This window comes from Stenotrophomonas maltophilia, from assembly GCF_002799245.1.
Taxonomy (GTDB): Bacteria; Pseudomonadota; Gammaproteobacteria; order Xanthomonadales; family Xanthomonadaceae; genus Stenotrophomonas; species Stenotrophomonas maltophilia_S.
The window spans coordinates 682,671-709,284 of sequence record NZ_NEQV01000002.1; the positions used below are offsets into that span (position 1 = coordinate 682,671).

General features: G+C 67.8%; 21 protein-coding genes. 11 read left to right on the forward strand and 10 right to left on the reverse strand.

Annotation, left to right across the window (positions count from 1 at the left end; genetic code table 11):
• Positions 1-55 precede the first annotated feature (55 nt).
• Positions 56-289, forward strand: coding sequence for a glutaredoxin family protein (locus B9Y64_RS08975; RefSeq protein WP_100440383.1), 234 nt, complete (start codon positions 56-58; stop codon positions 287-289).
• A 101-nt stretch (positions 290-390) separates the two neighbouring features.
• On the opposite strand, the gene B9Y64_RS08980 is transcribed toward B9Y64_RS08975, so the two are convergent.
• From B9Y64_RS08980 to B9Y64_RS08990, 3 genes are read right to left on the reverse strand one after another with little or no spacing between them, the layout of a single operon-like run.
• A complete protein-coding gene (locus B9Y64_RS08980; RefSeq protein ID WP_100440384.1) occupies positions 391-963 on the reverse strand; it encodes a YceI family protein in 573 nt (190 codons plus the stop codon).
• Between the two features lie 3 nt (positions 964-966).
• Positions 967-1,539, reverse strand: a complete 573-nt coding sequence (locus B9Y64_RS08985) for a cytochrome b (RefSeq protein ID WP_100440385.1) — start codon at positions 1,537-1,539, stop codon at positions 967-969.
• Positions 1,536-2,180, reverse strand: coding sequence for a YceI family protein (locus B9Y64_RS08990; protein WP_100440386.1), 645 nt, complete (start codon positions 2,178-2,180; stop codon positions 1,536-1,538). Before B9Y64_RS08990 ends, B9Y64_RS08985 begins: the two co-directional genes overlap by 4 nt.
• A 163-nt stretch (positions 2,181-2,343) precedes the next feature.
• Between B9Y64_RS08990 and B9Y64_RS08995 the strand changes: the two genes are divergently transcribed.
• Complete coding sequence (locus B9Y64_RS08995; protein ID WP_100440387.1) at positions 2,344-5,871, forward strand: hybrid sensor histidine kinase/response regulator; 3,528 nt, start codon at positions 2,344-2,346, stop codon at positions 5,869-5,871.
• A gap of 96 nt (positions 5,872-5,967) precedes the next feature.
• Entirely contained in the window at positions 5,968-9,495 is a 3,528-nt protein-coding gene (locus B9Y64_RS09000; RefSeq protein ID WP_100440388.1) for a hybrid sensor histidine kinase/response regulator, read from the forward strand.
• A gap of 524 nt (positions 9,496-10,019) precedes the next feature.
• Here B9Y64_RS09000 and mdtD read toward each other — a convergent pair.
• The 5 genes from mdtD to B9Y64_RS09025 all read right to left on the reverse strand — a co-directional run bounded on the left by mdtD (position 10,020) and on the right by B9Y64_RS09025 (position 14,640).
• A complete protein-coding gene (gene mdtD / locus B9Y64_RS09005; RefSeq protein ID WP_100440389.1) occupies positions 10,020-11,429 on the reverse strand; it encodes a multidrug transporter subunit MdtD in 1,410 nt (469 codons plus the stop codon).
• A 92-nt stretch (positions 11,430-11,521) separates the two neighbouring features.
• Complete coding sequence (hemE, locus tag B9Y64_RS09010; protein WP_100440390.1) at positions 11,522-12,604, reverse strand: uroporphyrinogen decarboxylase; 1,083 nt, start codon at positions 12,602-12,604, stop codon at positions 11,522-11,524.
• 25 nt (positions 12,605-12,629) lie between these two features.
• Complete coding sequence (locus B9Y64_RS09015; protein ID WP_014038141.1) at positions 12,630-12,869, reverse strand: WGR domain-containing protein; 240 nt, start codon at positions 12,867-12,869, stop codon at positions 12,630-12,632.
• A gap of 119 nt (positions 12,870-12,988) precedes the next feature.
• A complete protein-coding gene (aroB, locus tag B9Y64_RS09020; protein WP_100440391.1) occupies positions 12,989-14,101 on the reverse strand; it encodes a 3-dehydroquinate synthase in 1,113 nt (370 codons plus the stop codon).
• Complete coding sequence (locus tag B9Y64_RS09025) at positions 14,098-14,640, reverse strand: shikimate kinase (RefSeq protein ID WP_100440392.1); 543 nt, start codon at positions 14,638-14,640, stop codon at positions 14,098-14,100. Before B9Y64_RS09025 ends, aroB begins: the two co-directional genes overlap by 4 nt.
• Before the next feature lie 98 nt (positions 14,641-14,738).
• Between B9Y64_RS09025 and B9Y64_RS09030 the strand changes: the two genes are divergently transcribed.
• Positions 14,739-14,942: a dodecin family protein gene (locus B9Y64_RS09030; RefSeq protein WP_049435250.1), complete on the forward strand. Its 204-nt coding sequence runs from the start codon at positions 14,739-14,741 to the stop codon at positions 14,940-14,942.
• Between the two features lie 6 nt (positions 14,943-14,948).
• Here the strand turns inward: B9Y64_RS09030 and B9Y64_RS09035 are convergent, their stop codons facing one another.
• Positions 14,949-15,776 carry a kinase gene (locus B9Y64_RS09035; protein WP_100440393.1) on the reverse strand — a complete coding sequence of 276 codons (828 nt, stop codon included), beginning with the start codon at positions 15,774-15,776 and terminating at the stop codon, positions 14,949-14,951.
• A 40-nt stretch (positions 15,777-15,816) separates the two neighbouring features.
• Between B9Y64_RS09035 and pdxH the strand changes: the two genes are divergently transcribed.
• Positions 15,817-16,416, forward strand: coding sequence for a pyridoxamine 5'-phosphate oxidase (gene pdxH, locus B9Y64_RS09040; protein ID WP_100440394.1), 600 nt, complete (start codon positions 15,817-15,819; stop codon positions 16,414-16,416).
• A gap of 190 nt (positions 16,417-16,606) precedes the next feature.
• Positions 16,607-17,068 (forward strand): DoxX family protein, encoded by a 462-nt coding sequence (locus tag B9Y64_RS09045; RefSeq protein WP_100440395.1) that lies wholly within the window; start codon positions 16,607-16,609, stop codon positions 17,066-17,068.
• A 5-nt stretch (positions 17,069-17,073) separates the two neighbouring features.
• Here the strand turns inward: B9Y64_RS09045 and prpR are convergent, their stop codons facing one another.
• Complete coding sequence (prpR, locus tag B9Y64_RS09050; RefSeq protein WP_100440396.1) at positions 17,074-18,657, reverse strand: propionate catabolism operon regulatory protein PrpR; 1,584 nt, start codon at positions 18,655-18,657, stop codon at positions 17,074-17,076.
• A gap of 154 nt (positions 18,658-18,811) precedes the next feature.
• Between prpR and prpB the strand changes: the two genes are divergently transcribed.
• The 5 genes from prpB (at position 18,812) to B9Y64_RS09075 (ending at position 26,454) form a co-directional block, all read left to right on the forward strand.
• On the forward strand, positions 18,812-19,705 hold the full coding sequence (gene prpB / locus B9Y64_RS09055) for a methylisocitrate lyase (RefSeq protein WP_100440702.1): 894 nt from the start codon (positions 18,812-18,814) through the stop codon (positions 19,703-19,705).
• 36 nt (positions 19,706-19,741) lie between these two features.
• Positions 19,742-20,899 carry a bifunctional 2-methylcitrate synthase/citrate synthase gene (gene prpC, locus B9Y64_RS09060; protein WP_010482770.1) on the forward strand — a complete coding sequence of 386 codons (1,158 nt, stop codon included), beginning with the start codon at positions 19,742-19,744 and terminating at the stop codon, positions 20,897-20,899.
• Positions 20,900-20,996: 97 nt separating this feature from the next.
• Positions 20,997-23,615 carry a Fe/S-dependent 2-methylisocitrate dehydratase AcnD gene (gene acnD / locus B9Y64_RS09065; protein WP_100440397.1) on the forward strand — a complete coding sequence of 873 codons (2,619 nt, stop codon included), beginning with the start codon at positions 20,997-20,999 and terminating at the stop codon, positions 23,613-23,615.
• 51 nt (positions 23,616-23,666) lie between these two features.
• Positions 23,667-24,845 carry a 2-methylaconitate cis-trans isomerase PrpF gene (prpF, locus tag B9Y64_RS09070; protein ID WP_100440398.1) on the forward strand — a complete coding sequence of 393 codons (1,179 nt, stop codon included), beginning with the start codon at positions 23,667-23,669 and terminating at the stop codon, positions 24,843-24,845.
• 148 nt (positions 24,846-24,993) lie between these two features.
• Positions 24,994-26,454, forward strand: a complete 1,461-nt coding sequence (locus B9Y64_RS09075) for a bifunctional 2-methylcitrate dehydratase/aconitate hydratase (protein WP_100440399.1) — start codon at positions 24,994-24,996, stop codon at positions 26,452-26,454.
• Positions 26,455-26,614: the final 160 nt, after the last annotated feature.

Genomic DNA, 26,614 nt, shown 5'->3' on the forward strand with positions numbered 1-26,614 from the left:
TTGCCGGGCCATCCGATGGCTGCGGCGCAGCATTTCCGCCACGGGAGCCTGACTGGTGTTGACCCTGATCCAGCGTGACGACTGCCACCTGTGCGACATGGCCCTGGCCGAGCTGGCCAAGGCGCGGGTGCCGGAGTTCGAATCGGTGTTCCTTGATGACCAGCCGGCGCTGGAAGCCCGCTATGGCGCGCGGGTGCCGGTGCTGCGTGACGAGGCCGACGGCCGTGAGCTGGATTGGCCGTTCGATGCGGCCAGCGTGCGGGCCTGGCTGGCTGAAAGCTTGCTGTAGGGCCGAGCCCATGCTCGGCCGTTTCATGCCCGGCTCCAGGAGCAGCCGAGCATGGGCTCGGCTCTACAGGAGGGGGCCGGGGCGTGGCCCCGGCCGCGCGATCATTTCGCGTCGAACTTCACGATCGTGCTGATCGCGGTGTCGTCCGGGATGGTCTTGGTATCGGCCCAGTCACCGCCGCCGACGCCGAAGTCCAGGCGCTTGACCGTGGCCTTGCCGGTCAGCACCGGCTGGGTGCCCGGCTTCCAGGTGAAGGTCAGGGTGACCGGCTTGCTGACGCCGCGCAGTTCCAGGGTGCCATCGGCGGCGAACTGGTCGTTGCCCACGGCGCGGAAGCCCTTGGCGGTATAACGCGCCGTGGCGAACTTGCCGACATTGAAGAAATCGGCGCCCTGCAGGGTCGAGTCACGGTCGCTGTTGCCGCTCTTGGCACCGGCCAGCGGGATCACCACGTCCAGCGAGCCGGCGGCCGGGTTGGCCGGGTCGAAGCTGAGCTTGGTCGCAAAGCCCGGGAAGCTGCCGGTGAACACTTCGCCGTCGTACTTGGTGGCGAACACCAGGATCGAGCCGGCACCGGGAGCCTGCGCGTAGTCTGCGGCGAGCACCGGGGCAGTGGCCAGCATGCCGGCCAGGGCGGCGGCCACGGCGGCCGGAGTGGTCAGTTTCAGGTTCATCGGTCAGTCCTTCTGAGGGGAGGCGAGCCAGCCGCGCGGCAACATGCGGGACAGCGTTGCATCGCGCTGGAACAGGTGGTGGTAGAAGGCAGCGCCGGCATGGGCCAGCACCACCGCGATCAACAGCCAGAAGCCGTATTCGTGGAGGGCATGGGACACCGCGACGACCTGCGGGTCGGGGCCGCTCAGTTTGGGCACGTCGACCAGGCCGAACCAGCGGAACGGGCGCAGGCCACTGGCCGAATCGTACAGCCAGCCCGACAGCGGGATGGCGAACATCAGTACATAGAGCAGCACGTGGGTGGCGCTGGCGATGCGTTCCTGCCAGCTGGGCACGCCCGGCACCGGCTTCGGTGCACCGGCATACAGGCGCCAGCCGAGACGGAACAGCACCAGCGCCAGCACGGTCATGCCGATCGACTTGTGCGCGGTGTAGACCCAGAAGTACTTGGGCGTCTTGGGCAGTTCGCCCATGGTCAGGCCGACTACGCCCAGGGCGAGGATCAGCAGTGCGATCAACCAGTGCAGGATCTGGCTGACACTCCCCCAGGCGGCAGGGGTGTTCTTGGCGGTCATGAAGGGTCCTTGGGGGCCGTCGTATGGTCGGAGTGTGGAACGGGAGCGGGAGTTCCCGGGGCGTCGCTGCGGTCGAGGGTGGCTTCAGCCTCGATCCGCACCTGTACTGCATCACCGATGACGCCCGGCCAGGCGGTGATGCCGAACGCGCGCCGGCTCAGCGTAGTGCTGGCGGAAAACCCGGCGGTGCGTCGGAATGGAGGGAGCGGGTAGCGCTTGAGTGCGTTGAGGGTCACCTCCAGGGTGACGTCCTGGCTGACCCCGCGCAGGGTCAGCGTGCCGATCACATGCGCGTGCCTGGCATCGATCGGCTCCACCCGGGTGGAGACGAAGCGCGCGGTCGGGTAGCGCTCGCCGTCGAGCAGGCTGCGGGCCAGCGTGGCCTGGTTCCACTTGGCGTCGCCAAGGTCCAGTCGCGACACCGGGATATCCACTTCCAGGGTGGCGTCGCGCCAGTTGTCGGGATCGAACCGCACGCGGCCCTCGCTGCCGGACACCGTGCCCATGGCCTGCGAGTAGCCCGCGTGGTCGATGGAGAACAGCACCCGCGTGTGCACCGGATCGAGGCGATAGGTGTCAGCGGCCGCCCAGGCAGGGGCGGTGGCGAGCAGCATCGGCAGCAGGGCCAGGCAGGGACGCATCGATGGCGGGCTCCGGAAGGGGACGCTGCGATCATACGCACAGCCCCCTGCCAACGTTGCGTGCATGGGTGCAACAGTTCGTGGTGGTGCCACCGCTGGAAACAGGCTGTTGCAGGCATGGACCCGGCCTGTGTGACAATCAGCCCGGGACAGGGGGTTCAGGATGACGAGCGGCTGGCGCCTGTGGTGCCGAGGCATCGCAGGTATGGGACTGCTGCTGATGGCGATGGCCACAGCGGCTGCGACCCCGGACATGGCAGAAACACCGCGCCTGCGCCGCTTCGGTGCCGCCGAAGGCTTGCCGTCACGCATGGTGGTGGCGCTGGCCGAGGATCGCCAGGGCCATATCTGGGCCGCCACCGATGGTGGGCTCGCCCGCTATGACGGCAACAGCCTGCGGGTCTGGGAGCACGACCCGGAACAGGCGGGCTCGCTGCCGGGCAACGAGATCGAGACCCTGCTGATCGATCCGCTGGACCGGGTCTGGGTGGGCATCAATGGCAAGGGCGTGGCCCGCCTGGACGCCGACCGCGAGCGCTTCCAGACCTTCGACACGGTCAATTCCACCTGCCAGGGGCAGTTCTGGGCACTGGCCTATGTCGACGATGCCCTGTGGATCGGTACCAACAACCATGGCGTCTGCCGTCTTGGCGAAGACGGCAGCGTGCGTCTCTACACCCATGACCCAGCACACCCGGATGGCCTGCCCAGCAACAGCATTTTCACCAGCCTGGTCGATGCGCGGGGCCGCCTGTGGGTGGGCACCGAAGCCGGTGTGGCGCGTTGGAACGGCAGCGGGTTCGAGCCGGTGGCCGCGCGGGAACTGGGCACGCTGAGCGTGCTCCGGTTGAGCCGTGATGCGGAGGGCTCGATCTGGGTAGGCAGCCAGAACGATGGCCTGTACCGCATCGATGGGCAGGACCGGGTCAGCCGCCCGCGATGGGCCGACAGCGCCCAGCTGCGCTCGGCCCTGGTCCTGGCCGATCGCCAGGGGGGCTACTGGGCTGGCACCTCCGATGGACTGTTGCGAGGGGATGCGGCGACGCTGCGCCGGCTGGAGGGCGACCGCGGCAGCGGCTTCCTGACCGCGCACAGCGGTGTGCTCGATCTGCTGCAGGACCACGAGGGCGGATTGTGGGTGGCCCTGCTGACCCAGGGCCTGGCCTATCTGCCACCGGACTGGCGGCGCTTCTCGATCTGGAACCAGCTGGACGGCAAGCCACTGGACAGCCAGTACCTGTTGAGCGCGGCCAGCGATGGGACGAACTACTACGTCGGCTCGGCCCGAGGGGTGTACCAGCTGGATGCGCAGGGCACCCTGCGTCTGCTGGCCAGTGACCGGCAGCTTGGCAACGGTGTGGTGTGGTCGGTGCTGCCGCGCCCGGACGGTCGCCTGTGGCTGGGACGCGGTGGCCGCATCACCATCTACGATCCGGCCACCGGCGCTTTGCGCGATCTGCGGATCGACGGCAGTGCCGACCTGCGCCAGCGCATCGACCTGATGCGGCAGGCTCCTGATGGCACGGTGTGGGTGTCGGTGATGGGCCTGGACCTGCAGCAGCGCAATGCAGAGGGGCGGCTGCTGCACAGCTATCCGCTGGAGCATTTCCGCGGGACGGCCGATGCGCCGATCGAGCAGATCCGCTTCGACGCCCATGGTCGGCCCTGGGTGATGGGCGACATGGGCATCTGGCGTGAGCAGGCCGGGCGCTTCGAGGCGGTGCCGGGCGTTTCGCGTGGCCCGATCTACGATCTGGTATGGATCGATCCGCAGCAGTTGTGGCTGGCGCGCCAAGGTGCCTTCGAGCGCTACCAGTGGGATGGCATGAGCCTGCGCCTGATCCAGCGCATCGACGGCAGTGCGGGCGTGCCGCCGGTCAGCATGGGCGGGCTGGCCCTTGCCGGCAATGGACAGCTGTGGGCCACGACGCCGCGCGGCCTGCTGCGTTGGGACCCGAAGACGCGGCGCCTGCAGCAGTTCAACGAGCGCGATGGCCTGTCCGATGCGGAGTTCACCGGGCGGCCACCGGCGGTGAATGCCGATGGCCGCGTACTGGCCGTCACCCAGACCGGCTTGGTCGCCTTTGACGTGAATGCCGACGATACCGTGCTGCCGTCTTCCTCGCTGGTGATCGCCGAAGTGCGGGTGCGCCGCGACGACGCACGCGGCTGGCAGCCGTTGCCGCTCACCGGCACGCTGTTGCTGGGGCCGGATGACCGCGACCTGCAGATCGATGCGCGGCTGCTGTCCTATGCAAGCCCGCAGGGCAACCGTTACCGCTTCCGCGTGCAGGGTTATGACCAGGACTGGGTGGAGCAGGGCGGCGATGGCCAGCGCACGCTGTCGCGGCTGCCGACCGGCAGCTATGTCATCGAGGTGCAGGCGGCGACCGCCAGGGGCGCGTGGACCCCTTCGCAGCAGTTGCAGGTGAAGGTGCTGCCGCCGTGGTGGCGAAGCGGCATGGCGATCTTCGGCTACATCCTGCTGGGGTCGCTGCTGCTGGTGGTCCTGGTCTGGGCGATCCGCGCGCGGCTGCGCCGCCGCCAGCAATGGCAGCTGACGGTGCACAAGCAGCAGCTGGCCGAGCAGGCTTCGCAGGCCAAGAGTCGATTCCTGGCCACGCTGGGTCACGAAGTCCGCACGCCGATGACCGGTGTGCTGGGCATGAGCGAGCTGCTGCTGGCCACCCCGCTGGATCCGGTGCAGCGCAGCTACGCGGGGTCGATCCAGCAGGCCGGCAGCCACTTGCTGCGACTGGTCAACGATGCCCTGGACCTGGCCCGGATCGAAGCCGGGCGGCTGGAGCTGGACCTGCGTCCGTTCGATCTGGGGGAACTGCTCGACCAGGTACAGGGCCTGACGCAGCCGATGGCGCAGCAGCGCCAGCTGGAGTTCCAGCGTGGTGAAGACCTACCCGGGCCGATCAGTGTCAGCGGCGACGAGACGCGTGTACGCCAGATCCTGTTGAACCTGCTCGGCAACGCCATCAAGTTCACCGAGCGTGGCCACGTCGGCCTGGCCGTAAGCCTGGAAGAAAAGGGCGGCCTGTGTTTCGAGGTGCATGACAGTGGCCCGGGCATCAGTGCCGAGCAGCAGCAGCGCCTGTTCCATCGTTTCGAACAGGCCGACGGCCCGTACGGTGGCAGTGGCCTGGGGCTGGCGATCTGCCAGGAACTGGCGGTGGCGATGGGGGGCTGTATCGAATTGGACAGCCAGCCTGGCAAGGGCGCGCGGTTCCGCGTGCGCCTGCCGCTGCCCTGGACGCGCCAGGCCGCCAGCGCGGCGGGCGAGCCGGTGGCCCCGCCGGTACTGCCGCCGCTGCGCATTCTTCTGGTCGAGGACGATGCCACCGTGGCCGAGGTCATCGCCGGCCTGCTGCGCATGCGCGGGCATGAGGTGGTACACGTGCTGCATGGACTGGGCGCGTTGTCGGAGATCGCCACCGACGGTTTCGACGTGGGCCTGCTCGATCTCGATCTGCCCGCGCTGGACGGTACGGCCATTGCCCGCCAGCTGCGCACCATGGGCTATGAACTGCCGCTGGTGGCGGTGACCGCCCGTTCCGATGCCTATGCCGAAACCCAGGTGCTGGCCGCCGGCTTCGACGGCTTCCTGCGCAAGCCGGTGACCGGCGACCTGCTGGTGGCGGCCATCGCCCTGGCGCGTGGGAAACGACAAGCGACTGCTTGATTGCGTCGGCGCCTGGCGTGAATGGCGCGACTTTCGGTTTACCATGCCGACGCCCGCAACGCGGGAATCATCAGGACCAGCGTGAGGAGGCAATCGGTGGTGTATCTGCGGGCGGCGATGCTGCTGCTGGTCCTCCTGTGCTGCGCATTGCCCGCTGCCGCACAGCCGGTGCCGCCGAGCCCGCGGCAGGTGACGGTGTTCGATGGCCTGCCGTCCAACACCGTCAACCGCATGGCCGAGGACCGCTACGGTTACCTGTGGATCGCCACCAACGATGGCCTGGCCCGCTATGACGGGCGCACCTACCGCGTGTGGCGTTCCGAGGATGGGCTCCGTGACAACCGCATCTGGACGGTGCTGGTCGATGCCCGCAACCAGTTGTGGATAGGCACCGAGAACGCCGGCCTGGTGCGCATGTCGGCCGACCGCCGGCAGCTGCACTTCTACGACCGCAGCAGCCAGCCGTTGATGGGCACCAACACGGTCTGGAGCCTGGCCAGCACGCCTGATGGCTCGATCTGGTTCGGTACCCACGAAGGCGGCCTGTACCGCCTGGACAGCCAGGACCGCCTGCAGCGCTTCCTGCCTGAGCCGAACAATCCGCGCAGTCTGCCTTCGTCGTCGGTGCCCTACCTGGCCACGCTGGCCGATGGCAGCCTGTGGATCGGCACCAAGCATGGCGTGGCGCGCTGGACCGGGACGGACTTCGAGCGTGTCGGTACCGACGTCATCCCCAGCTTGCTGATCAACGGGCTGACCGCCGAACCGGATGGCAGCCTGTGGATCAGCACGATGGCCGGGGCTACCGTACGCCGCCCGGATGGCCGCTTCGAGGCACCGCCCTGGAAGCTGCCGCCAGGCGAGCAGGTGCTGGGCATGATGCTGCGCGACGAGCAGGGCGGGCACTGGCTGGATACGCGGACCGGGCTGGGGCGTGCGGTTGACGGCCAGTACCAGACCGTGCCGCTGTACAGCGCGATCGCACGCGGCCCGGTGCGGCCGAACTGGACCGGTGCCTACGAGGACCGCGAAGGCGGCATCTGGCTGGCCAGCACCAATGCCGGCCTGTGGCACCTGCTGCCACGCTGGTGGCAGTTCTCGGTGCTGTCGCGCCTGGAGGACGACCCCAGCTCGCTGCGCAATGCGCTCGTGCTGGGCACCAGCCCGTCCAGCAATGGCGGCGTCTGGACAGTGGGCAGCCACGGCGCGCTGGACCGCTTCGATCCGAAGACCGGCAGGATCGAGCAGCACCGCACCTGGTTCAACGGCATGCACTGGCTGACTTCGGTGCGTGAGGACCGGCGTGGCCAGGTCTGGATCGGATCGACCGATGCGCTGGTGCGCTACGACCCGCAACGGCGCGAACTTCGCCGTTGGGGCCGTGATGCCGGTGCCGATGCGGCGATGGAAGGGGTCATCGAAGCGATGATGACCTGCGACGGCGACAGCCTCTGGTTGATGCTGCCTGCAGGCCTGCAGCAACGTGATCTCGACGGGCGCCTGCGGCGTCAGCTGGACAATGGCCAGCGCGGACTGCAGCAGGGCCAGCTCAACCTCGATATGGAATGCGGCCCGCAGGACCACATCTGGCTGGCCAGCAGCCGCGGCCTGCTGCAGTGGCTGCCGGAAAGCGAGCGCTTCCAGCCGGTGCCGGGTGCGCCGGCAACGGCGATCCATGCGTTGCATGTGGGCCGAGACGGCCAGGTCTGGTTGTCCGAGGACGGTCGCCTGTCACGTTACCGCTGGAGCCAGGGGCGCCTGGAACGGCAGGCCGTGGTCGGTGCCGAGCAGGGCTATCCGGCAATCTCCGCCTCCGGCCTGGTGGTGGATGCACAGGGCGTGGCCTGGGCGACCAGCGCACGCGGGCTGGTGCGTGTCAGTGCAGATGGGCAGAGCGTGCGCCTGTATGGCGTGCATGATGGCCTGCCGAGCCAGGAGTTCCGCGAGCACACCCTGATTGCAGCGGCCGACGGCCACCTGGTGGCCGGAACGGCGGCGGGCGCGGTGGTGTTCGACCCGGAGCAGGTGCGCCCTTCGGTACGTCGCGCCCCGCTGGTGATCGAGCGGGTGGAAGTGCGGCGCAACGAGCAGGTGCTGGACATGACCCACGATGCACCGTTGCAGATTGCCGATGGCGACCGTGACCTGCGCATCGTTGCGCGGTTGCTGTCCTTCGCCGACTCGGCGTCCAATACGTACCGTTACCGCCTGGCCGGCTACGACCCGGATTGGGTCGAAGTCGGCCCAGCCGGCGAGCGCCTGTTCTCGCGCCTGGCGCCGGGCAGCTACCGGCTGGAAGTGCAGGCACGTTCGGCCGACCATGTGTGGTCGCGGGTGCAGAGCCTGGAATTCCGCGTGCAGCCGCCGTGGTGGCGCAGCCTGTCCGGCCTGCTGGTGCTGGCGTCGGTCGGATTGCTGCTGACCAGCTGGTTCGCCTGGTTGTACCGACGCCGCCTGCAGCGGCGCCACGCCTACCAGCTGGCGCTGCACAAACAGGAACTGGCCGAGCAGGCCTCGGCGGCGAAGACCCGCTTCCTGGCCAACCTTGGGCATGAGATCCGTACGCCGATGACCGGCGTGCTGGGCATGAGCGAGCTGCTGCTGGCCTCGCCTCTGGACCCGCAGCAGCGCGGCTACACGCAGTCGATCCGGCATGCCGGCGAGCACCTGCTGCACCTGGTCAACGATGCGCTGGACCTGGCGAGGATCGAGTCCGGGCGCCTGGAACTGCAGTCGCAGTCGTTTGCGTTGAATGGCCTGTTGCAGGATCTGGCGGCCCTGATGGGCCCGCTGGCCGCCCAGAAGGGCCTGCGCTTCGCCCTCGACAACCAGCTGCCTGCGGGCCTGCAGGCGACCGGTGATGCCATGCGCGTGCGGCAGATCCTGCTCAACCTGCTGTCGAACGCAGTCAAATTCACCAGCCGCGGCACCATCACGTTGCACGCGCGCTGCGACGGCGAACTGCGCGCGCTGCACTTCGAAGTGCGCGATACCGGCCCGGGCATCAGCCAGGAACAGCAGCAGCGTCTGTTCCGCCGCTTCGAGCAGGCCGATGGTGCACGTACCGCAGCGCAGTACGGTGGCAGCGGCCTGGGCCTTGCGATCTGCCGCGAGCTGGCGCATGCGATGCAGGGGCGGATCCAGGTGGAGAGCCAGCTGGGCCGCGGCACCTGTTTCGGTGTGACCCTGCCGTTGCCGCTGGTGGTGAACAGCGATGCCGAGGCATCCGCCGAAGGGAATCGCGATGAAGCGGCGAACATGTCGCCACTGCGGGTGCTGCTGGTCGAGGACGATGCCACCGTGGCCGATGTGGTGCGGGGGCTGTTGAGCGCACGCGGCCACGAGGTGGTGCATGCGGGGCATGCACTGGCGGCACTGCGCGAGATCAGTGCCGGCGATTTCGACGTCGGCCTGCTGGATCTGGACCTGCCGGGCCTGAGCGGCTTCGAGCTGGCCCAGCACCTGCGCAACCAGGGCTACATGCTGCCGCTGCTGGCGGTGACCGCGCGGACCGACCCGGACCTGCAGCAGCAGGTGGAAGCGGCGGGTATCGGTGGTTTCCTGCGTAAACCGGTGACCGGTGAACTGCTGGTGGAAGCGATTGCCAGGGTGATGGGGCGGTAGGGTTTATTGCAGGGCTTGCAGCCCTGCACTTGCAGAATCAACGTCAACGTCAAACGCCTGCATTCCGTGAGATGGCGGGGTGGGTCCGGTTGCGGGGGACGCCGTAAACCCCGCTCCGCGGTCCGGCCCAGCCGCTGGCGGCTGTGCGTTCGGGCGCTTGCGAAGCAGTGCTCTGCCCGAGCACGGGGTCGGATCCCGTTGCTGCGCAATGGGCTCTGACCCCAATCTGGAATTCGATATCTGATAGATGTGTCGACCAAGGTCGACACCTACCAACAACCGCGCGTTCCAACAGTCGCCGTTACCCACAGCCGCGTGACCCTGTCAGAGGTGGGGCGGTGTGGGCTTGCAGGACCGTTGGCGCCATGGATGGCGCCATCGAGCCCCCAAGGACGGGTTTACGGCGTGTCCTGCAAGCCCACACCGCCCCGCCAACCCACGGAATGCTGGCTGTTGCTGTTGCTGTTGCTGTTGCCTTGGCTTGAAGCCTCTGCAGGTGCAGGGTGCAACCCTGCCAAATCCACTCACTCCGCGACGTGCTCGACCTGCCGTGGTTCGGGCTTGGTGTCGGGCAGCTGCCAGAAGATCATCGTCGAGGTCAGCGTGATCGCACCCACGCACAGGAACGTGGCATGCAATGCCGCCGTGGCGTCGGTGCTGTCCAGGTGGGTGCCGAACGCGGCCAGCAGGCTGCCCGCCGCGGCGGCGCCGAAACCCGCCGCGAGCATCATCACCATCGACAGCAGACTGTTGCCGGAACTGGCGAATTCGCGGTCCAGGTCGCGCAGGGTCACGGTGTTCATCACGGTGAACTGCAGTGAATTGACCGCACCGAAGAACGCCAGTTGCAGCAGGCGCCAGGCCAGGTGCTGGCCGGGTGTCATCAGGATGAAGCTGGCCATTGCCAGGCCGACCAGCACGGTGTTGACCATCAGTACGCGGCGGTAGCCGTAGCGCTCGACCAGCTTCACCGCCAGCTGCTTGGACACCATGCCGGCCGCCGCCACCGGCACCATCATCAGGCCCGCGTGCATCGGGCCCAGGCCGAGGCCGACCTGCAGCAGCAGCGGGATCAGCATCGGCATGGCGCTGCTGCCGATGCGCGAGAACAGGTTGCCGAGGATGCCGATGCGGTAGCTGGGTACGCGGAACAGTGCCAGCGAGAACAAGGGCGCGGTGGAGTTGGCGGCGTGCAGCCAGTAGCCCACCAGCGCGGCCAGGCCTGCGACCGTCATCAGCATCACCAGCGCGTGCGGGGTGCCGAGCCCGGAGATGCCGTCCAGCGCCAGCGACAGCACCACCATCGCAAAGGCCAGCATGATGTAGCCGCGCAGGTCGAAGCGGGTGCGATGGCTGGCGTAGTGGTCGGGCATGATCTTCATCGCGGCGATGAAACCGATCACGCCGATCGGCAGGTTGATCAGGAATACCCAGTGCCATGAGGCGATTTCCACCAGCCAGCCGCCCAGCGTCGGGCCGATCAGCGGGCCGACCAGCGCGGGGATGGCGATGAAGCTCATCGCGCGCAGGAAATCCTCGCGCGGCACCGAACGCATCACCGCCAGCCGCCCGACCGGCAGCAGCATCGCACCGCCGATGCCCTGCAGCACGCGTGCACCGACCAGCTGGTGCAGGTGCTGGGCCAGCGCGCAGGCCAGCGAGCCGAGGGTGAACAGGATGATCGCCACCAGGAAGGTGCGGCGGGTGCCGTAGCGGTCGGCGATCCAGCCCGAGGCGGGAATGAAGGTGGCTACCGCCAGCGCATAGCTGAACACCACCGACTGCATCTGCAGCGGGCTCTCGCCCAGGCTGGCTGCCATCGCCGGCAACGCCGTGTTGACGATGGTCGAGTCCAGCATCTGCATGAAAATCGCCAAGGACACCAGCCACAGCAGGGGGCGCTGGCGGTTGTAGGTCGATGGCGATGTGGACATGGGGTGCGGCCGGTGCAGCGTGGGGGCCGCCATGATCGCGCAATGCGGGTCACGGCGCGATCAAGGCCGCGCCGTGATGGCATGCGGAATGCTCAGCGTTGGCTGTGCGCGTGCACCGCGTCGACCAGAACCTGTACATGTGCGGGGTCCATGTCCGGCGACATGCCGTGGCCGAGGTTGAACACATGGCCCTCGCGCGAGCCGCCGTTGCCGGCGGCATAGGTGTCGAGCACGCGTGCAGCAGCAGCGGCGATCGCGTCCGGCGAGGCGTACAGCGTGGTCGGGTCGAGGTTGCCCTGCAGGGCGACGCGGCCACCGGTGCGGCGCAGTGCTTCGTCCAGGTCCAGCGTCCAGTCCAGGCCGAGCGCGTCGGCGCCGGTCTGCGACAGCGCTTCCAGGTGCAGGCCGGTGCCCTTGCCGAACAGGATCAGCGGTGTGCGCTCGCTGCCTTCGCCACGGTCCAGGCCCTGGGCAATCCGCTGCAGGTAACGCAGCGAGAACTCACGGTACATCGCCGGCGACAGAACGCCGCCCCAGGTGTCGAACACCTGCAGCGCCTGCGCACCGGCCGCGCGTTGCGCACCGAGATAGGCGATCACCGCTTCGGTGGTGACCTCCAGCAGGCGATGCAGGGCCTGCGGATGGTTCAGCGCCATCGCCTTGATGCGCGAGAAATCCTTGCTGCCGCCGCCTTCCACCATGTAGCAGGCCAGTGTCCACGGGCTGCCGGAGAAACCGATCAGCGGCACCTGGCCATCCAGCTCGCGGCGGATCAGGCGCACCGCGTCCATCACGTAGCCCAGGTCCTGTTCCATGTCCGGCACGGCCAGCCGGGCGATGGCGGCTTCGTCGCGCACCGGGTGGCGGAACTTCGGGCCTTCGCCTTCGACGAAGTACAGCTCCAGGCCCATTGCATCGGGAATGGTGAGGATGTCCGAGAACAGGATGGCCGCATCCAGCGGGAAGCGGCGCAGCGGCTGCAGGGTGACTTCGCAGGCGATCTCCGGCGTCTTGGCCATGGCCAGGAAACTGCCGGCCTTGGCCCGGGTCGCGCGGTATTCCGGCAGGTAGCGGCCGGCCTGGCGCATCAGCCAGACGGGGGTGCAGTCCACCGGTTCGCGGCGCAGGGCGCGCAGCAGTCGATCGTTGCGGAGAGGGCTGGTCACGATGGGCATTCCTTGGACGGGAGGAGCAGCGGCGTCAATCGCCGTGCGAAAGGATCTGGAAGCCGCGATGCAGTTCGGCATCGCGGGCCTTCTCGAAGGCGTGGCGGGCTTCGTCGGCCTGCAGGAACAGCTCGCGCCGCAGCTGCGAGCGGCTGCCGACGCGGCCGCTCTCGCGCAGCAGCTCCCAGCCGCCGAACAGGTCCGGCAGCAGGCTCAGGCGCAGGAAGCGTGGTGCCTGCGCACCGGCGTCGGGATGTTGCAGGTAGACGTGCATGGGCCGATTGTATCGCCCCGGGGCGGCACGGACCTGTAGAGCCGAGCCCACGCTCGGCTGCGCTTCATGCCGCGACACAAGCCGGTAGCGCCGGGCCATGCCCGGCGAACGCGGAAAGCTCAGCCCGCGCCCAGCACCTTCAGCACCGCCGCCTCATCCACGTCCGGTACCACCTCAGCACGGCCCATGCCACGCCACAGTACAAGGCGCAGGCGGCCGGCCACGTTCTTCTTGTCCAGCCGCATGCGGCCGAGCAGGGCCTGCGGGTCCAGCCCGGCCGGAATCGCCACCGGCAGGCCGAGGCGTTCCAGCAGTGCCTGCAGGCGAGCGCGGTCGGCATCGTCGGCCAGGCCCAGTCCGGTGGACAGCTTTGCCGCCAGCACCATGCCGACCGCCACCGCTTCGCCATGGTTCAGCGCATCGCGGCCCGGGGCCGAGTAGCCCTGCTCGGTCTCGATGGCATGGCCGAAGGTATGGCCAAGGTTGAGCAGGGCGCGCTCGCCCTTCTCGAACGGATCGCGCTCGACGATGGCGGCCTTGTGCCGGCAGCTGCGCGCGATGGCTTCGGCCAGTACCGCATCCTCGCCGGCCAGCAGTGCATCGGCATGCTGCTGCAGCCACTCGAAGAACACGGCATCGCCCAGCGCGCCGTACTTCACCACTTCGGCCAGGCCAGCACGCAGCTCGCGCGGCGGCAGGGTGGCCAGCACGCGGGTATCGGCGATGACTGCACGCGGCGGATGGAACGCGCCGACCAGGTTCTTGCCGGCCGGAATGTCGACCGCGGTCTTGCCGCCCACCGAGGAATCGACCATCGCCAGCAGGGTGGTCGGCAGCTGCACGCAATCCACGCCGCGCATCCAGCAGGCGGCGGCAAAACCGGCAAGGTCACCGACCACGCCGCCGCCGAGGGCGAACACGCAGGCGTCGCGGGTGGCGCCGAGCGCAGCCAGCGCTTCGATCGCGCGGCCGAATTCGGCCAGGGTCTTGGAGGCTTCGCCGGCGGCCAGCACATGCTCGCCGATGATCAGGTCGGGGCGTGCAGCCAGCAGCGTCTGTTTCACCGACGCCAGATAGCGCGGGGCCACTTCGCTGTCGCTGAGCAGCAGCACGTGGCGGCCGCGTACGTGCGAAGCCAGCGCAGCGCCATCGGCCTGGGCACCGGCGCCGATGGTGATGGAGTAGGGGCGGTCGCCGCCAACGGCGACCTGCAGCAGGGCGGGGGAGGTCATGCGGTCAGGTCCTGGCGCTGCCATTGCGTGGCCAGTTTGACCACCAGATGGGCAGTCGCGTCGGCAGCGGTATACGGGTCGGTATCGAGGGTGAGGTCGGCCAGTTCGCGGTACAGCGGGTCGCGGTGCGCGGCCAGATCGTGCAGCACCTGCTCGCGGTCGGGGCGCTGCAGCAGCGGCCGGCCCTTGTCGCGGGCCAGGCGTTCCAGCTGCGCGGCCACGCTGACCCGCAGGTAGACCACGAAGCCGCGCCGGGCGATCAGTGCACGGTTGCCGGGATCCAGCACCGCGCCGCCACCGGTGGAGACCAGCTGGCCGTGGCCCTCCAGCACGCGGGCCAGGGCTTCGCGTTCATGGCTGCGGAAGCCGGCTTCGCCGGAGTGCTCGAAGATGGTCGGGATGCTGGCGCCGGCGGCATCGACGATGGCCTGGTCGACATCGACGAAGTCCAGCGTGAAGCGCTCGGCCAGGCGACGGCCGATGCAGGTTTTGCCAGCGCCCATCGGGCCGATCAGGATCAGGTTCGGAGCAGGATTCATGCCCTCTGATGCTAACACCTCCGTGCCCCGGCCTTTACGTTCTTCACGTCAGGGTAGGCGTTCCTGCGGGGTCTCCCGCGCCAGCCGGAGTACAGGCCATGACGGTCGCCAAGGTCATCGAAATCACCGCCTCCTCGCCGAAGAGCGTGGAGGATGCCGTGCGCAGTGGGCTGAAGAAGGTCTCCGGGACGGTCAAGGGCATCCAGGGCGCCTGGGTGAACGAGACCAAGGTGGTCACCAATGGCAGCGGCGAGATCACCGAATGGCGGGTCAACCTGCGGGTGACCTTTTTGGTGGAATAGGCGCGCTCAGCGCACGTCCTGCACCTGCCGCTGGCCGTCCAGCACCACCACATGGTCGGCGAGGGCGGGCAGGGCGCGCAGGGCCTGCCGGCTGACCCGCTCGTAGTACTGCACGAAGCGCTCCAGCTGTGGCCGGCTCATGCCGTGCCGGCCCGGCTGCGCGGCCTGCAGGTTCTGCTCCTGTTGCCAGCGCCAGCGTGGTACCACCGAGAAATCCGGCGGCTGCAGGAACCACAGGCGGTCACAGCGCTGCCACAGCGCCGGGTAGTCACGGGCCAGCGCCTGGTTGCACCAGCGCCGCCAGCGGCCATCGGTGTCGGCCTCGTGTTCCAGTGCGTTCAACGGGCTGTCCAGCGCGTCGTCAGCCTGCGCGGGGGTGCCGAGGAACCAGCCTTCGAATACCAGCAGATCCAGTGGTTGCTGCAGGCGCGGCCATTGCGCTTCGGGCAGGCGTTCGTCGGCCAGCTTGTCGAAGCGCGGCATCGCGAAGGGCTGGCGTTGAGCTGCGGCGTCGAGCACGGCGTGGGCCAGCGGCAGGTCGTGGGTGCCGGGTGGGCCGCGCGTGATCAGCAGTGGGTGCACCTGGCGGGCCAGTCGCTGGCGCTGCACGCGGGTGAGGTAGACGTCGTCGATCGACAGCGTGGCCGCGTTCAGCCCGCGTGCCTGGGCGCGGGCCACCACCTGCGCGGCCAGCGTCGATTTGCCGCTCCCCTGCAGGCCGCTGATCGCCAATACTGGAACCGCTGCGCCACTGCCCAGTGCATCGTCCAGCACCTGTTCGGCCAATGTTTCGGGGAATCCTTTCACCTGGGGCATATACGCAGCAGCGGCCATGCAGCCACAATAGCCCAATCCGTGTGAGAAGAACGCAATCATGAGCGACCTGTACGCCGAAGCCCTGTCCACGTTTGCCGGCCTGTTCGAAGAGGCCAAACAGAGCCGCGAGGTCGAGCCGAACGCGATGACCGTGGCCACCGCGGACACGCAAGGCCGTCCCTCGGCGCGCACCGTGCTGCTGAAGGCGTTCGATGAGCGCGGTTTCGTCTTCTACACCCATCTGGACAGCCACAAGGGCCAGGAGCTGCAGGCCAATCCGCAGGCCGCGCTGCTGTTCCTGTGGCGCAGCCTGCGCGAGGCCGGCATCCAGGTGCGCATCGAAGGCCGTGTCGAGCAGGTCGCCGATGCCGAGGCCGACGCCTATTTCGCCAGCCGCCCGCGGATGAGCCAGATCGGTGCCTGGGCTTCGCAGCAGTCGAAGACGCTGGCAACGCGTGAGGAGTTCGATGCACGCGTGGCCGAGATCGAAGCCCGCTTCGAGGGCCGGGACGTGCCGCGCCCGGAAGGCTGGAGCGGCCTGCGCGTGGTGCCTGACCGCATCGAGTTCTGGTATGGCGCGCAGTTCCGCCTGCATGAGCGCTGGTGCTATGAAGCCGGTGCCGAAGGGCGCTGGAGCAAGCGGCTGCTGTACCCGTAAGACGGGGTGCGGCTGCAGGGGCTGCTGTAATGCAGAGCCCACGCTCGGCTGCTGCTTCAGGAACATCCGCCGAGCATGGGCTCGGCTCTACAGAAGTCCGCGCTTGTCGCGAATGGACCGGCCAGCTTCATCTGCGAGCAGGCCGGCAACCGGCAGACTCCCACGAATATCCTCGATTTCTGGAGTTGCCATGCCCTCCTGGCGTTGCCTGTTTGCGGTGCCGTCGCCGCGCCGCGGCCTGGAAGCCTTCCTGCTGCTGCTTGCCCGCATCGTGGCCGGCGTGATGTTCAGCGTATCCGGCTGGAACAAGGTGTTCACCGAGGCCGGGCGTGAGCGCATGGTGCATACGCTGGTCGACGCGGGCATTCCGTTCCCGGTGTTCAGTGCGCCGGTGCTCGGCGCGATTGAATGGATCGCAGGTGGCCTGCTGGTGCTGGGCCTGCTCAGCCGTCCCTCGGCATTGCTGCTGGCGGCGATCTGCGCTGTGGCGGCGCTGACCGATGGCATCGCGCGCATTCCCGCGGGGCTGGGCGTGCCGGATTGGCTGAGCTGGTTCTTCTATCTGAGCGAAGTGCCGCTGGGCGTGCTGCTGCTGTGGATTGCGGCCGTAGGCAGCGGCCGGTTTGCCATCGAGGCGCGCTGGGCACGCTGACGGCTCTACAGGCCCTCCGCGCGCAACCAGCGCCATAGCGTGGTACGTGACACGCCCAGTGCCTGCGCCATGCCCTCGCGGTCGTTGCGGTGCTCCTGCAGCAGCGCTTCCAGCCGTGCACGCGGTGGGCGCTTGCCGTTGCTTTCCACCGGCAAGGCTGCAGCGCCTTCATTCACCAGCTCGGGTGCCAGCTGCAGCAGTCGCGCGGTATCAATCAGGCCTTCCGCTGGCTGCCAGTGGATGCGTAGTCGATCGACCAGGTTGCGCAGTTCGCGCACGTTGCCGGGCCACTCGGCAGCGGCCAGTACCGCCAGTGCCTCCCCATCCAGCGGCGCGTCGACGCCACGCAGCTGGCGGAAGAAATGCTGCGCCAACAGCGGGATGTCAGCGCGCCGGGCGCGCAGCGGGGGCAGGCTGATGCGTAGCGCTGCCAGGCGGTAGTACAGGTCGCGACGGAAGCTGCCGGTCGCCGCGCGCTGCTCCAGCGATTGCAGGGTGGCGGCCACCACGCGCAGGTCGACCGGGGTCGGCTCGGTGGCGCCGACACGCAGTACCTCACGTTCTTCCAGTACCCGCAGCAGGCGGGTCTGCAGCGGCAGCGGCAGTTCGCCGATCTCGTCCAGGAACAGCGTGCCGCCATCCGCGGCTTCAACCAGGCCAACACGGCCGCCACGACGCGCGCCGGTGAAAGCGCCATCGCTGTAGCCGAACAGTTCCGCTTCCAGCAGCGATTCGCTGATGGCGCCGCAGTTCAGCGCCACGAAGCGCCCGCGACGGCCGCTGGCGGCATGCAGCTGGCGCGCCACCAGTTCCTTGCCGGTGCCGGTTTCGCCGGTGACCAGTACGGTGCTGTCGTGCGGCGCATACAGCGCGATCCGTGCACGCACCTGCGCCATCGCATCGCTGTCGCCGAGCAGTTCATGCGTGTCGGTGCGCGCTGCCGGGCGCCTGCGTGGGCTGGATCGGCTGCCACTGGAACGGGCCAGGGTCTGGGTCAGTTCCAGTGCATGTTCGAACGCCTGCCGCACCGAATCGGCGGAGTACAGCAGCACGCCGGGGAGGCCGGCCTGCTCGGCATGGTCGATGGCCATGCCGGTGCCGACGATCACCTCGATGCCGTTGGCACGCAGGTCGGCAATGCAGTCGCGTGCGTCCTCGCGGGTGACGAAGCGGCGATGCTCGATATCCAGGCCGAAACTCTGCTGGAAGTTGCTGAACACCGGTACGTCGCTGGCGTGGGTGACCAGGCCGATGCGGCTGGCGATCCGCCGTGCACGTGCCAGCGCTTCCATCAGGTCGAAGCCGTTGGCCTGGATCGGCACCAGTGGCAGCTCCAGCCGGCCGCGCAGCCAGGCCGCGTTGGAGCCACCGGCGATCACTACGTCGCAGTGCTCGCGGCGCAGGCGCTGGCCGATCACATCCACCGCTTCCTCGAAGCCGAGATTGATCTGCTCGATGCGCGCGCGGCGGTCGAACTCCGGAATGACGTCGCCGAGCAGGCCGGTCAGCCGCGAGACGCTGACGGTCCAGATCACCGGACGACCGGGGTCGGCGTCGGCATGGCGCAGGGGCGAGCGGGGCAGGTACATGGCGGCTTGCACGGGGTGGGATGTTTCATGATACATCCGTTTCAACGTTTCATATGTTTCACTGCTGGGTGGCGGTCATCCCCGTGAAATCAATCGCTTGCAGCTTGGCATGGTGCTTGCGCTCATCTTCCTGTTCTTCAACCTGGACTGCCGCATGACCGCTTCCGCCCCTTTTTCCGCCGGTGCCCGCTTCCGTGAGGCGCTGGCTGCCGAATCGCCGCTGCAGGTGATCGGCGCGATCAACGCCAACCACGCCCTGCTGGCCAAGCGCGCCGGCTTCCGCGCCATCTACCTGTCCGGTGGCGGTGTTGCCGCAGGTTCGCTGGGCCTGCCGGACCTGGGCATCAACACCCTGGAAGACGTGCTGGTGGACGTGCGCCGCATCACCGATGTCTGCGACCTGCCGTTGATGGTCGACATCGATACCGGCTTCGGCCCGAGCGCGTTCAACATCGCGCGCACCGTGAAGTCGCTGATCAAGGCCGGCGCGGCCGCCTGCCACATCGAAGACCAGGTCGGTGCCAAGCGCTGCGGCCACCGCCCGGGCAAGGAGATCGTCTCGCAGGGCGAAATGGTCGACCGCGTGAAGGCTGCTGCCGATGCCAAGACCGATCCGGACTTCTTCCTGATCGCGCGCACCGACGCCATCCAGGTGGACGGCGTGGACAAGGCCATCGAGCGCGCCATCGCCTGCGTCGAGGCCGGTGCCGACGGCATCTTCGCCGAAGCGGCCTACGACCTGGACACCTACCGCCGCTTCGTCGATGCAGTGAAGGTGCCGGTACTGGCCAACATCACCGAGTTCGGCGCCACCCCGCTGTTCAGCCGCGACGAGCTGGCCTCAGCCGGCGTCGCCATCCAGCTGTTCCCGCTGTCGGCGTTCCGTGCGGGCAACAAGGCCGCCGAGAACGTCTACCAGGCGGTGCGCCGCGATGGCCACCAGCGCAATGTGGTGGAGACCATGCAGACCCGCGAAGAACTCTACGACCGCATCGGCTACCACGCCTTCGAGCAGCAGCTCGATGCACTGTTCGCCGCCAAGAAATAAGCAGTACCCTGCACCATCAGTTTTCGGAGGGAAAACATGAACGATACGACCGCAACCCCGACCTTCAAGCCGAAGAAGTCCGTCGCCCTGTCCGGCACCGCGGCCGGCAACACCGCGCTGTGCAGCGTGGGCCGTAGCGGCAACGACCTGCACTACCGCGGCTACGACATCCTGGACCTGGCCAACACCAGCGAATTCGAGGAGATCGCCTACCTGCTGGTGCATGGCAAGCTGCCGACCCGCGCCGAGCTGGTCTCGTACAAGGCCAAGCTGAAGTCGCTGCGTGGCATCCCGGCCGCGGTGAAGGCCGCACTGGAAGAGCTGCCGCCGTCGGCGCACCCGATGGACGTGATGCGCACCGGCGTGTCCGTGCTCGGCTGCGTGGCGCCGGAGAAGGACGACCACAACCATCCGGGCGCGCGCGACATCGCCGACAAGCTGATGGCCTGCCTCGGTTCGATGCTGCTGTACTGGTACCACTGGAGCCACAACGGCCGCGCCATCGACGTGGAAACCGATGACGACTCGATCGGTGGCCACTTCCTGCACCTGCTGCATGGCGAGAAGCCGCAGGAGTCGTGGGTGAAGGCGATGCACACCTCGCTGATCCTGTACGCGGAACACGAGTTCAACGCCTCGACCTTCACCTGCCGCGTCATCGCCGGTACCGGCAGCGACATGTACAGCGCGATCTGCGGTGGCATCGGTGCGCTGCGCGGCCCGAAGCATGGCGGTGCCAACGAAGTGGCGTTCGAAGTGCAGAAGCGCTACGACACTCCCGATGAGGCCGAGGAAGACATCAAGGCCCGCGTCGAGCGCAAGGAAGTGGTGATCGGTTTCGGCCACCCGGTGTATACCGTCTCCGATCCGCGCAACAAGGTGATCAAGGACGTGGCCCGCGAGCTGTCCGAAGAGCAGTCGAGCATGAAGATGTACGACATCGCCGAGCGCCTGGAATCGGTGATGTGGGACATCAAGAAGATGTTCCCGAACCTGGACTGGTTCAGCGCCGTCAGCTACCACATGATGGGCGTGCCGACCGCGATGTTCACCCCGCTGTTCGTGATCGCCCGCACCGCCGGCTGGAGCGCGCACATTGTCGAGCAGCGCATCGACGGCAAGATCATCCGTCCGAGCGCCAACTACATCGGTCCGGAAGACCGCGACTTCGTCGCCATCGACAAGCGCGTCTGATCCACCTGCTGTACCCATCCGGCCGGCCGCGTGCCGGCCGGATGCTTTCGCCGCCGCATCGCCGGCACCCGGCCCGCCTCAAGTACTCCGCCAGCCCATGAATACCGATTACCGCAAGAACCTCCCCGGCAGCACGCTGGATTATTTCGACGCGCGCGCCGCTGTCGATGCGATCCAGCCCGGCGCCTATGCCACCCTGCCGTACACCTCGCGCGTGCTGGCCGAGAACCTGGTGCGCCGCTGCGATCCGGCCACGCTCAGCGATTCGCTGAAGCAGCTGATCGAGCGTCGTCGCGACCTCGACTTCCCGTGGTTCCCGGCGCGCGTTGTGTGCCACGACATCCTCGGCCAGACCGCACTGGTCGACCTGGCCGGCCTGCGTGATGCGATCGCCGACAAGGGGGGTGACCCGGCCAAGGTGAATCCGGTGGTGCCGGTGCAGCTGATCGTCGATCACTCGCTGGCGGTGGAGTGCGGTGGTTTCGATCCGCAGGCGTTCGAGAAGAACCGCGCCATCGAGGATCGTCGCAACGAAGACCGTTTCCACTTCATCGACTGGACCAAGCTGGCGTTCGAGAACGTGGACGTGATTCCGCCGGGCAACGGCATCATGCACCAGATCAACCTGGAGAAGATGTCGCCGGTGGTCTACGTGCAGGACGGTGTCGCCTTCCCGGATACCTGCGTGGGTACCGACAGCCACACCCCGCACGTGGATGCGCTGGGCGTGATCGCCATCGGCGTGGGCGGCCTGGAGGCCGAGAACGTGATGCTCGGCCGTGCCTCGTGGATGCGCCTACCGGATATCATCGGCGTCGAGCTGACCGGCAGGCCGCAGCCGGGCATCACCGCCACCGACGTGGTGCTGGCGCTGACCGAGTTCCTGCGCAGGGAGCGCGTGGTCGGCGCCTATCTTGAATTCTTCGGCGAGGGTGCCGCGGCACTGACCATCGGTGACCGCGCCACCATTTCCAACATGTGCCCGGAATACGGCGCGACCGCCGCGATGTTCTACATCGACGGGCAGACCATCGATTACCTGCGCCTGACCGGCCGCGAGGAATCGCAGGTGGCGCTGGTGGAGAACTACGCCCGCACCACCGGCCTGTGGGCTGACGATCTGGCCACTGCGCAGTACGAGCGCGTGCTGCGCTTCGACCTGTCCAGCGTGGTGCGCAACATGGCCGGTCCGTCCAACCCGCACAAGCGCGTGGCCACCGCCGAGCTGGCCGAGCGTGGCATCGCCGACGAAGCCAAGCTGGAGGCAGGCAAGGCCGAGCAGGCGCAGGGCCTGATGCCTGATGGCGCGGTGATCATTGCTGCCATCACCAGCTGCACCAACACCTCCAACCCGCGCAACGTGATCGCCGCCGCACTGCTGGCGCGCAAGGCCAACGAGCGTGGCCTGCTGCGCAAGCCGTGGGTGAAGTCGTCGCTGGCGCCGGGCTCGAAGGCGGTGCAGCTGTACCTGGAAGAGGCCGGCCTGCTGCCGGACCTGGAGAAGCTCGGCTTCGGCATCGTGGCGTTCGCCTGCACCACCTGCAACGGCATGAGTGGCGCGCTGGATCCGGCAATCCAGCAGGAGATCATCGACCGTGACCTGTATTCCACGGCCGTACTGTCGGGCAACCGTAATTTTGATGGCCGCATCCACCCGTATGCGAAGCAGGCGTTCCTGGCCTCGCCGCCGCTGGTGATCGCCTATGCCATCGCCGGTACCGTGCGTTTCGACATCGAGAAGGACGTGCTGGGCGTGGACGCCGACGGCAACGAGGTGCGCCTGAAGGATATCTGGCCGAGCGACGCCGAGATCGATGCCGTGGTGAAGGCCGCAGTGAAGCCGGAGCAGTTCCGCCGCGTCTACAACCCGATGTTCAACGTGCGCGTGGAGCATGGCGCGGCGGTCAGCCCGCTGTACGACTGGCGCCCGCAGAGCACCTACATCCGCCGTCCGCCGTACTGGGAGGGCGCATTGGCCGGTGAGCGCACGCTGGCGGGCATGCGTGCGCTGGCGGTGCTGCCGGACAACATCACCACCGACCACCTGTCGCCGTCCAACGCGATCCTGGCGTCCAGTGCCGCCGGTGAGTACCTGGCGAAGATGGGCCTGCCGGAGGAGGACTTCAATTCCTACGCGACCCACCGCGGCGACCACCTGACCGCGCAGCGCGCCACCTTCGCCAACCCGAAGCTGTTCAACGAGATGGTGCGCAACGACGACGGCAGCGTGAAGCAGGGGTCGCTGGCGCGCGTGGAGCCGGAAGGCAAGGTGATGCGCATGTGGGAAGCGATCGAGACCTACATGGACCGCAAGCAGCCGCTGATCATCATCGCCGGTGCCGACTACGGCCAGGGCAGTTCGCGCGACTGGGCCGCCAAGGGCGTGCGCCTGGCCGGCGTGGAGGCGATCGTGGCCGAAGGTTTCGAGCGGATTCACCGTACCAACCTGATCGGCATGGGCGTGCTGCCGCTGGAGTTCAAGCCGGGCACCACGCGCTTGACGCTGGGCATCGATGGCACCGAAACCTTCGACGTGATCGGTGAGCGCACCCCGCGCGCCGACCTGACCCTGGTCATCCATCGCCGCGACGGCCAGGACGTGATCGTGCCGGTGACCTGCCGCCTGGACAGCGACGAGGAAGTGGCGATCTACGAAGCCGGCGGCGTGCTGCAGCGCTTCGCCCAGGACTTCCTGGAAGGCGCCAAGGTGGCGTAAGTCATCCGACGGCCCGGCAACGGGCCGTCTTACATTGCAAGGAACCGTTCCATGGCATTTCTCCCGCAACTCCGCATCCCCGCCACCTACATGCGCGGCGGCACCAGCAAGGGCGTGTTCTTCCGCCTGCAGGACCTGCCCGAAGCCGCGCAGGTGCCGGGCGCCGCACGCGATGCACTGTTGATGCGCGTGATTGGCTCGCCCGATCCGTATGGCAAGCAGACCGACGGCATGGGCGGCGCCACCTCCAGCACCAGCAAGTGCGTGATCATCTCCAGCGCCTCGGTGCCGGACCACGATGTCGATTATCTGTACGGCCAGGTCTCGATCGATACAGCATTCGTCGACTGGAGTGGCAACTGCGGCAACCTCAGCACTGCGGTTGGCCCGTTCGCGATTGCCAACGGGCTGATCGATCCGGCCCGCGTGCCGCGCGATGGCCTGTGCACCGTGCGCATCTGGCAGGCCAACATCGGCAAGACCATCGTCGCCCATGTGCCGATGCGCGATGGCGAAGTGCAGGAAATCGGAAATTTCGAGCTGGACGGCGTGACCTTCCCGGCGGCCGAGATCCAGCTCGAATTCATCGATCCGTCCGATGACGGCGATGCGGGCGCGATGTTCCCGACCGGCAATCTGGTCGACACTCTGGATGTGCCTGGCCTGGGCAGCTTCGAGGTGACCATGATCACCGCCGGCATCCCGACCATCTTCCTCAACGCCGCCGACCTGGGCTACAGCGGTACCGAGCTGCAGCCGGTCATCAACGAAGACAAGGCCGCGCTGGAACGCTTTGAGAAGATCCGCGCCTACGGTGCCCTGCGCATGGGCCTGATCAGGAACCTGGAAGACGCAGCGACCCGCCAGCACACGCCGAAGGTGGCCTTCGTGGCGCCGGCACAGGACTACGTGTCATCCAGTGGCAAAGCCATCCCGGCGTCGGCGATCGACCTGCACGCGCGTGCGTTGTCGATGGGCAAGCTGCACCACGCGATGATGGGGACCGCCGCCGTGGCGATCGGTACCGCCGCGGCGATTCCGGGCACCCTGGTCAATCGTGCGGCCGGTGGTGGCGAACGCGAGGCGGTGACCTTCGGTCATCCCTCCGGCACCTTGCGCGTGGGTGCACAGGCCGGTCTCGTTGACGGCCAGTGGACGGTGACCAAGGCCATCATGAGCCGCAGCGCCCGTGTGCTGATGGAAGGCAAGGTGCGGGTGCCGGCCGAATGATGCGCTGGTAAACGCCAACCGAGGTTGGCGACTACCGGGCCGCAGAGACCGATTGCTTTGGTGGATGCCAACCTTTTGCTTTGGTAGATGCCAACCTTGGTTGGCAGGGGGGCACGGGCAACCGTACACCGCAACGAGGAGATCGACGATGTCCGACAGCCACACCCCATCCAACGAACGTGCGGCGTGGGATGCGCTGCTGGTGGACATCGTCGATTACGTGCGCGACGCACGCATCGACTCGCCGCTGGCCTTCCAGACCGCGCATCACTGCCTGCTTGATACGCTGGGGTGCGGCCTGGAAGCGCTGTCTTTCCCGGCCTGCAGCAAGCTGCTCGGTCCCCTGGTACCGGGCATCAACGTGGTCAACGGCGCGCGCGTACCTGGCACGCACTACGTGCTGGATCCGGTGCAGGCGGCCTTCAACCTCGGTGCGATGGTGCGCTGGCTGGATTTCAACGACACCTGGCTGGCCGCCGAATGGGGCCACCCCTCGGACAATCTGGGGGGCATCCTTGCCGTCTGCGATTGGCTGGGCCGCAACGCGCAGGCCCTGCGCCGCCCGCCGCCGACCCTGCACGACGTGCTGCTGGCGATGATCAAGGCGCACGAGATCCAGGGTGTGCTGGCACTGCAGAATTCCTTCAACCGGGTCGGGCTGGACCATGTGGTGCTGGTCAAGGTCGCCACCACCGCCGTGGTGGCGCAGCTGCTGGGGCTGGATCGCGAACGCATGCTCAATGCGCTGTCGCTGGCCTGGGTCGACGGCCAGGCGCTGCGGACATACCGGCACGCACCCAACACCGGCTCGCGCAAGAGCTGGGCGGCCGGTGATGCGACCAGCCGGGGCGTACGCCTGGCGCTGATGGCGGCCAGTGGCGAGATGGGCTACCCCAGCGTGCTCAGTGCGCCGACCTGGGGCTTCGAAGCGGTGTCCATGCGTGGCCAGGCGCTGACGCTGGGGCGACCGCTGGGCAGCTACGTGATGGAAAACGTGCTGTTCAAGATCAGCTACCCGGCCGAGTTCCATGGCCAGACCGCGGTGGAGGCGGCGATCGCCCTGCACCAGCAGCTGCGCGCGATGGGGCGACGGGTCGAGGACATCGCGCATATCGCGATCCGGACCCAGGAAGCCTGCATCCGCATCATCGACAAGCAGGGCCCGCTGCACAACCCGGCCGACCGTGATCACTGCGTGCAGTACATGGTCGCCATCGCATTGCTGCACGGGCGGCTGGTGGCCGAGGACTATGAAGACGACGTGGCGGCCGATCCGCGCATCGACGCACTGCGCGCGAAGATGGCCTGCCATGAGGATCCCCGGCTCAGCGCCGATTACCTGGACCCGGGCAAGCGCAGCATTGCCAACGGCCTGAGCGTGCGCTTCAGCGATGGCAGCGCACTGCCGGAGGTACTGGTGGAGTATCCGCTCGGCCATGCCCGACGCCGCGAGGAGGGCATTCCGCTGCTGATGGACAAGTTCCGCCGGCACCTGGCCCATCGCTTTCCGACCGCCCAGCAGCAGCGCATTCTTGCTGCGTCGCTGGACCCGGTGGCGCTGGCGGCGATGCCGGTGACCGACTACGTGGACCTGTACCTGCCGGGGTAGGGTGCGCCTTGGTGGATCTGACACCGCACCTGCTTGCCGGGCACGTGGCTCGACCGGCTTTGGTAGGTGCCAACCTTGGTTGGCACGGGCCCAACGCCAACCAAGGTTGGCGGCTACCGATACTGCCGGCCAGCGGCCGGCACTACCCGCACCCCGGGCA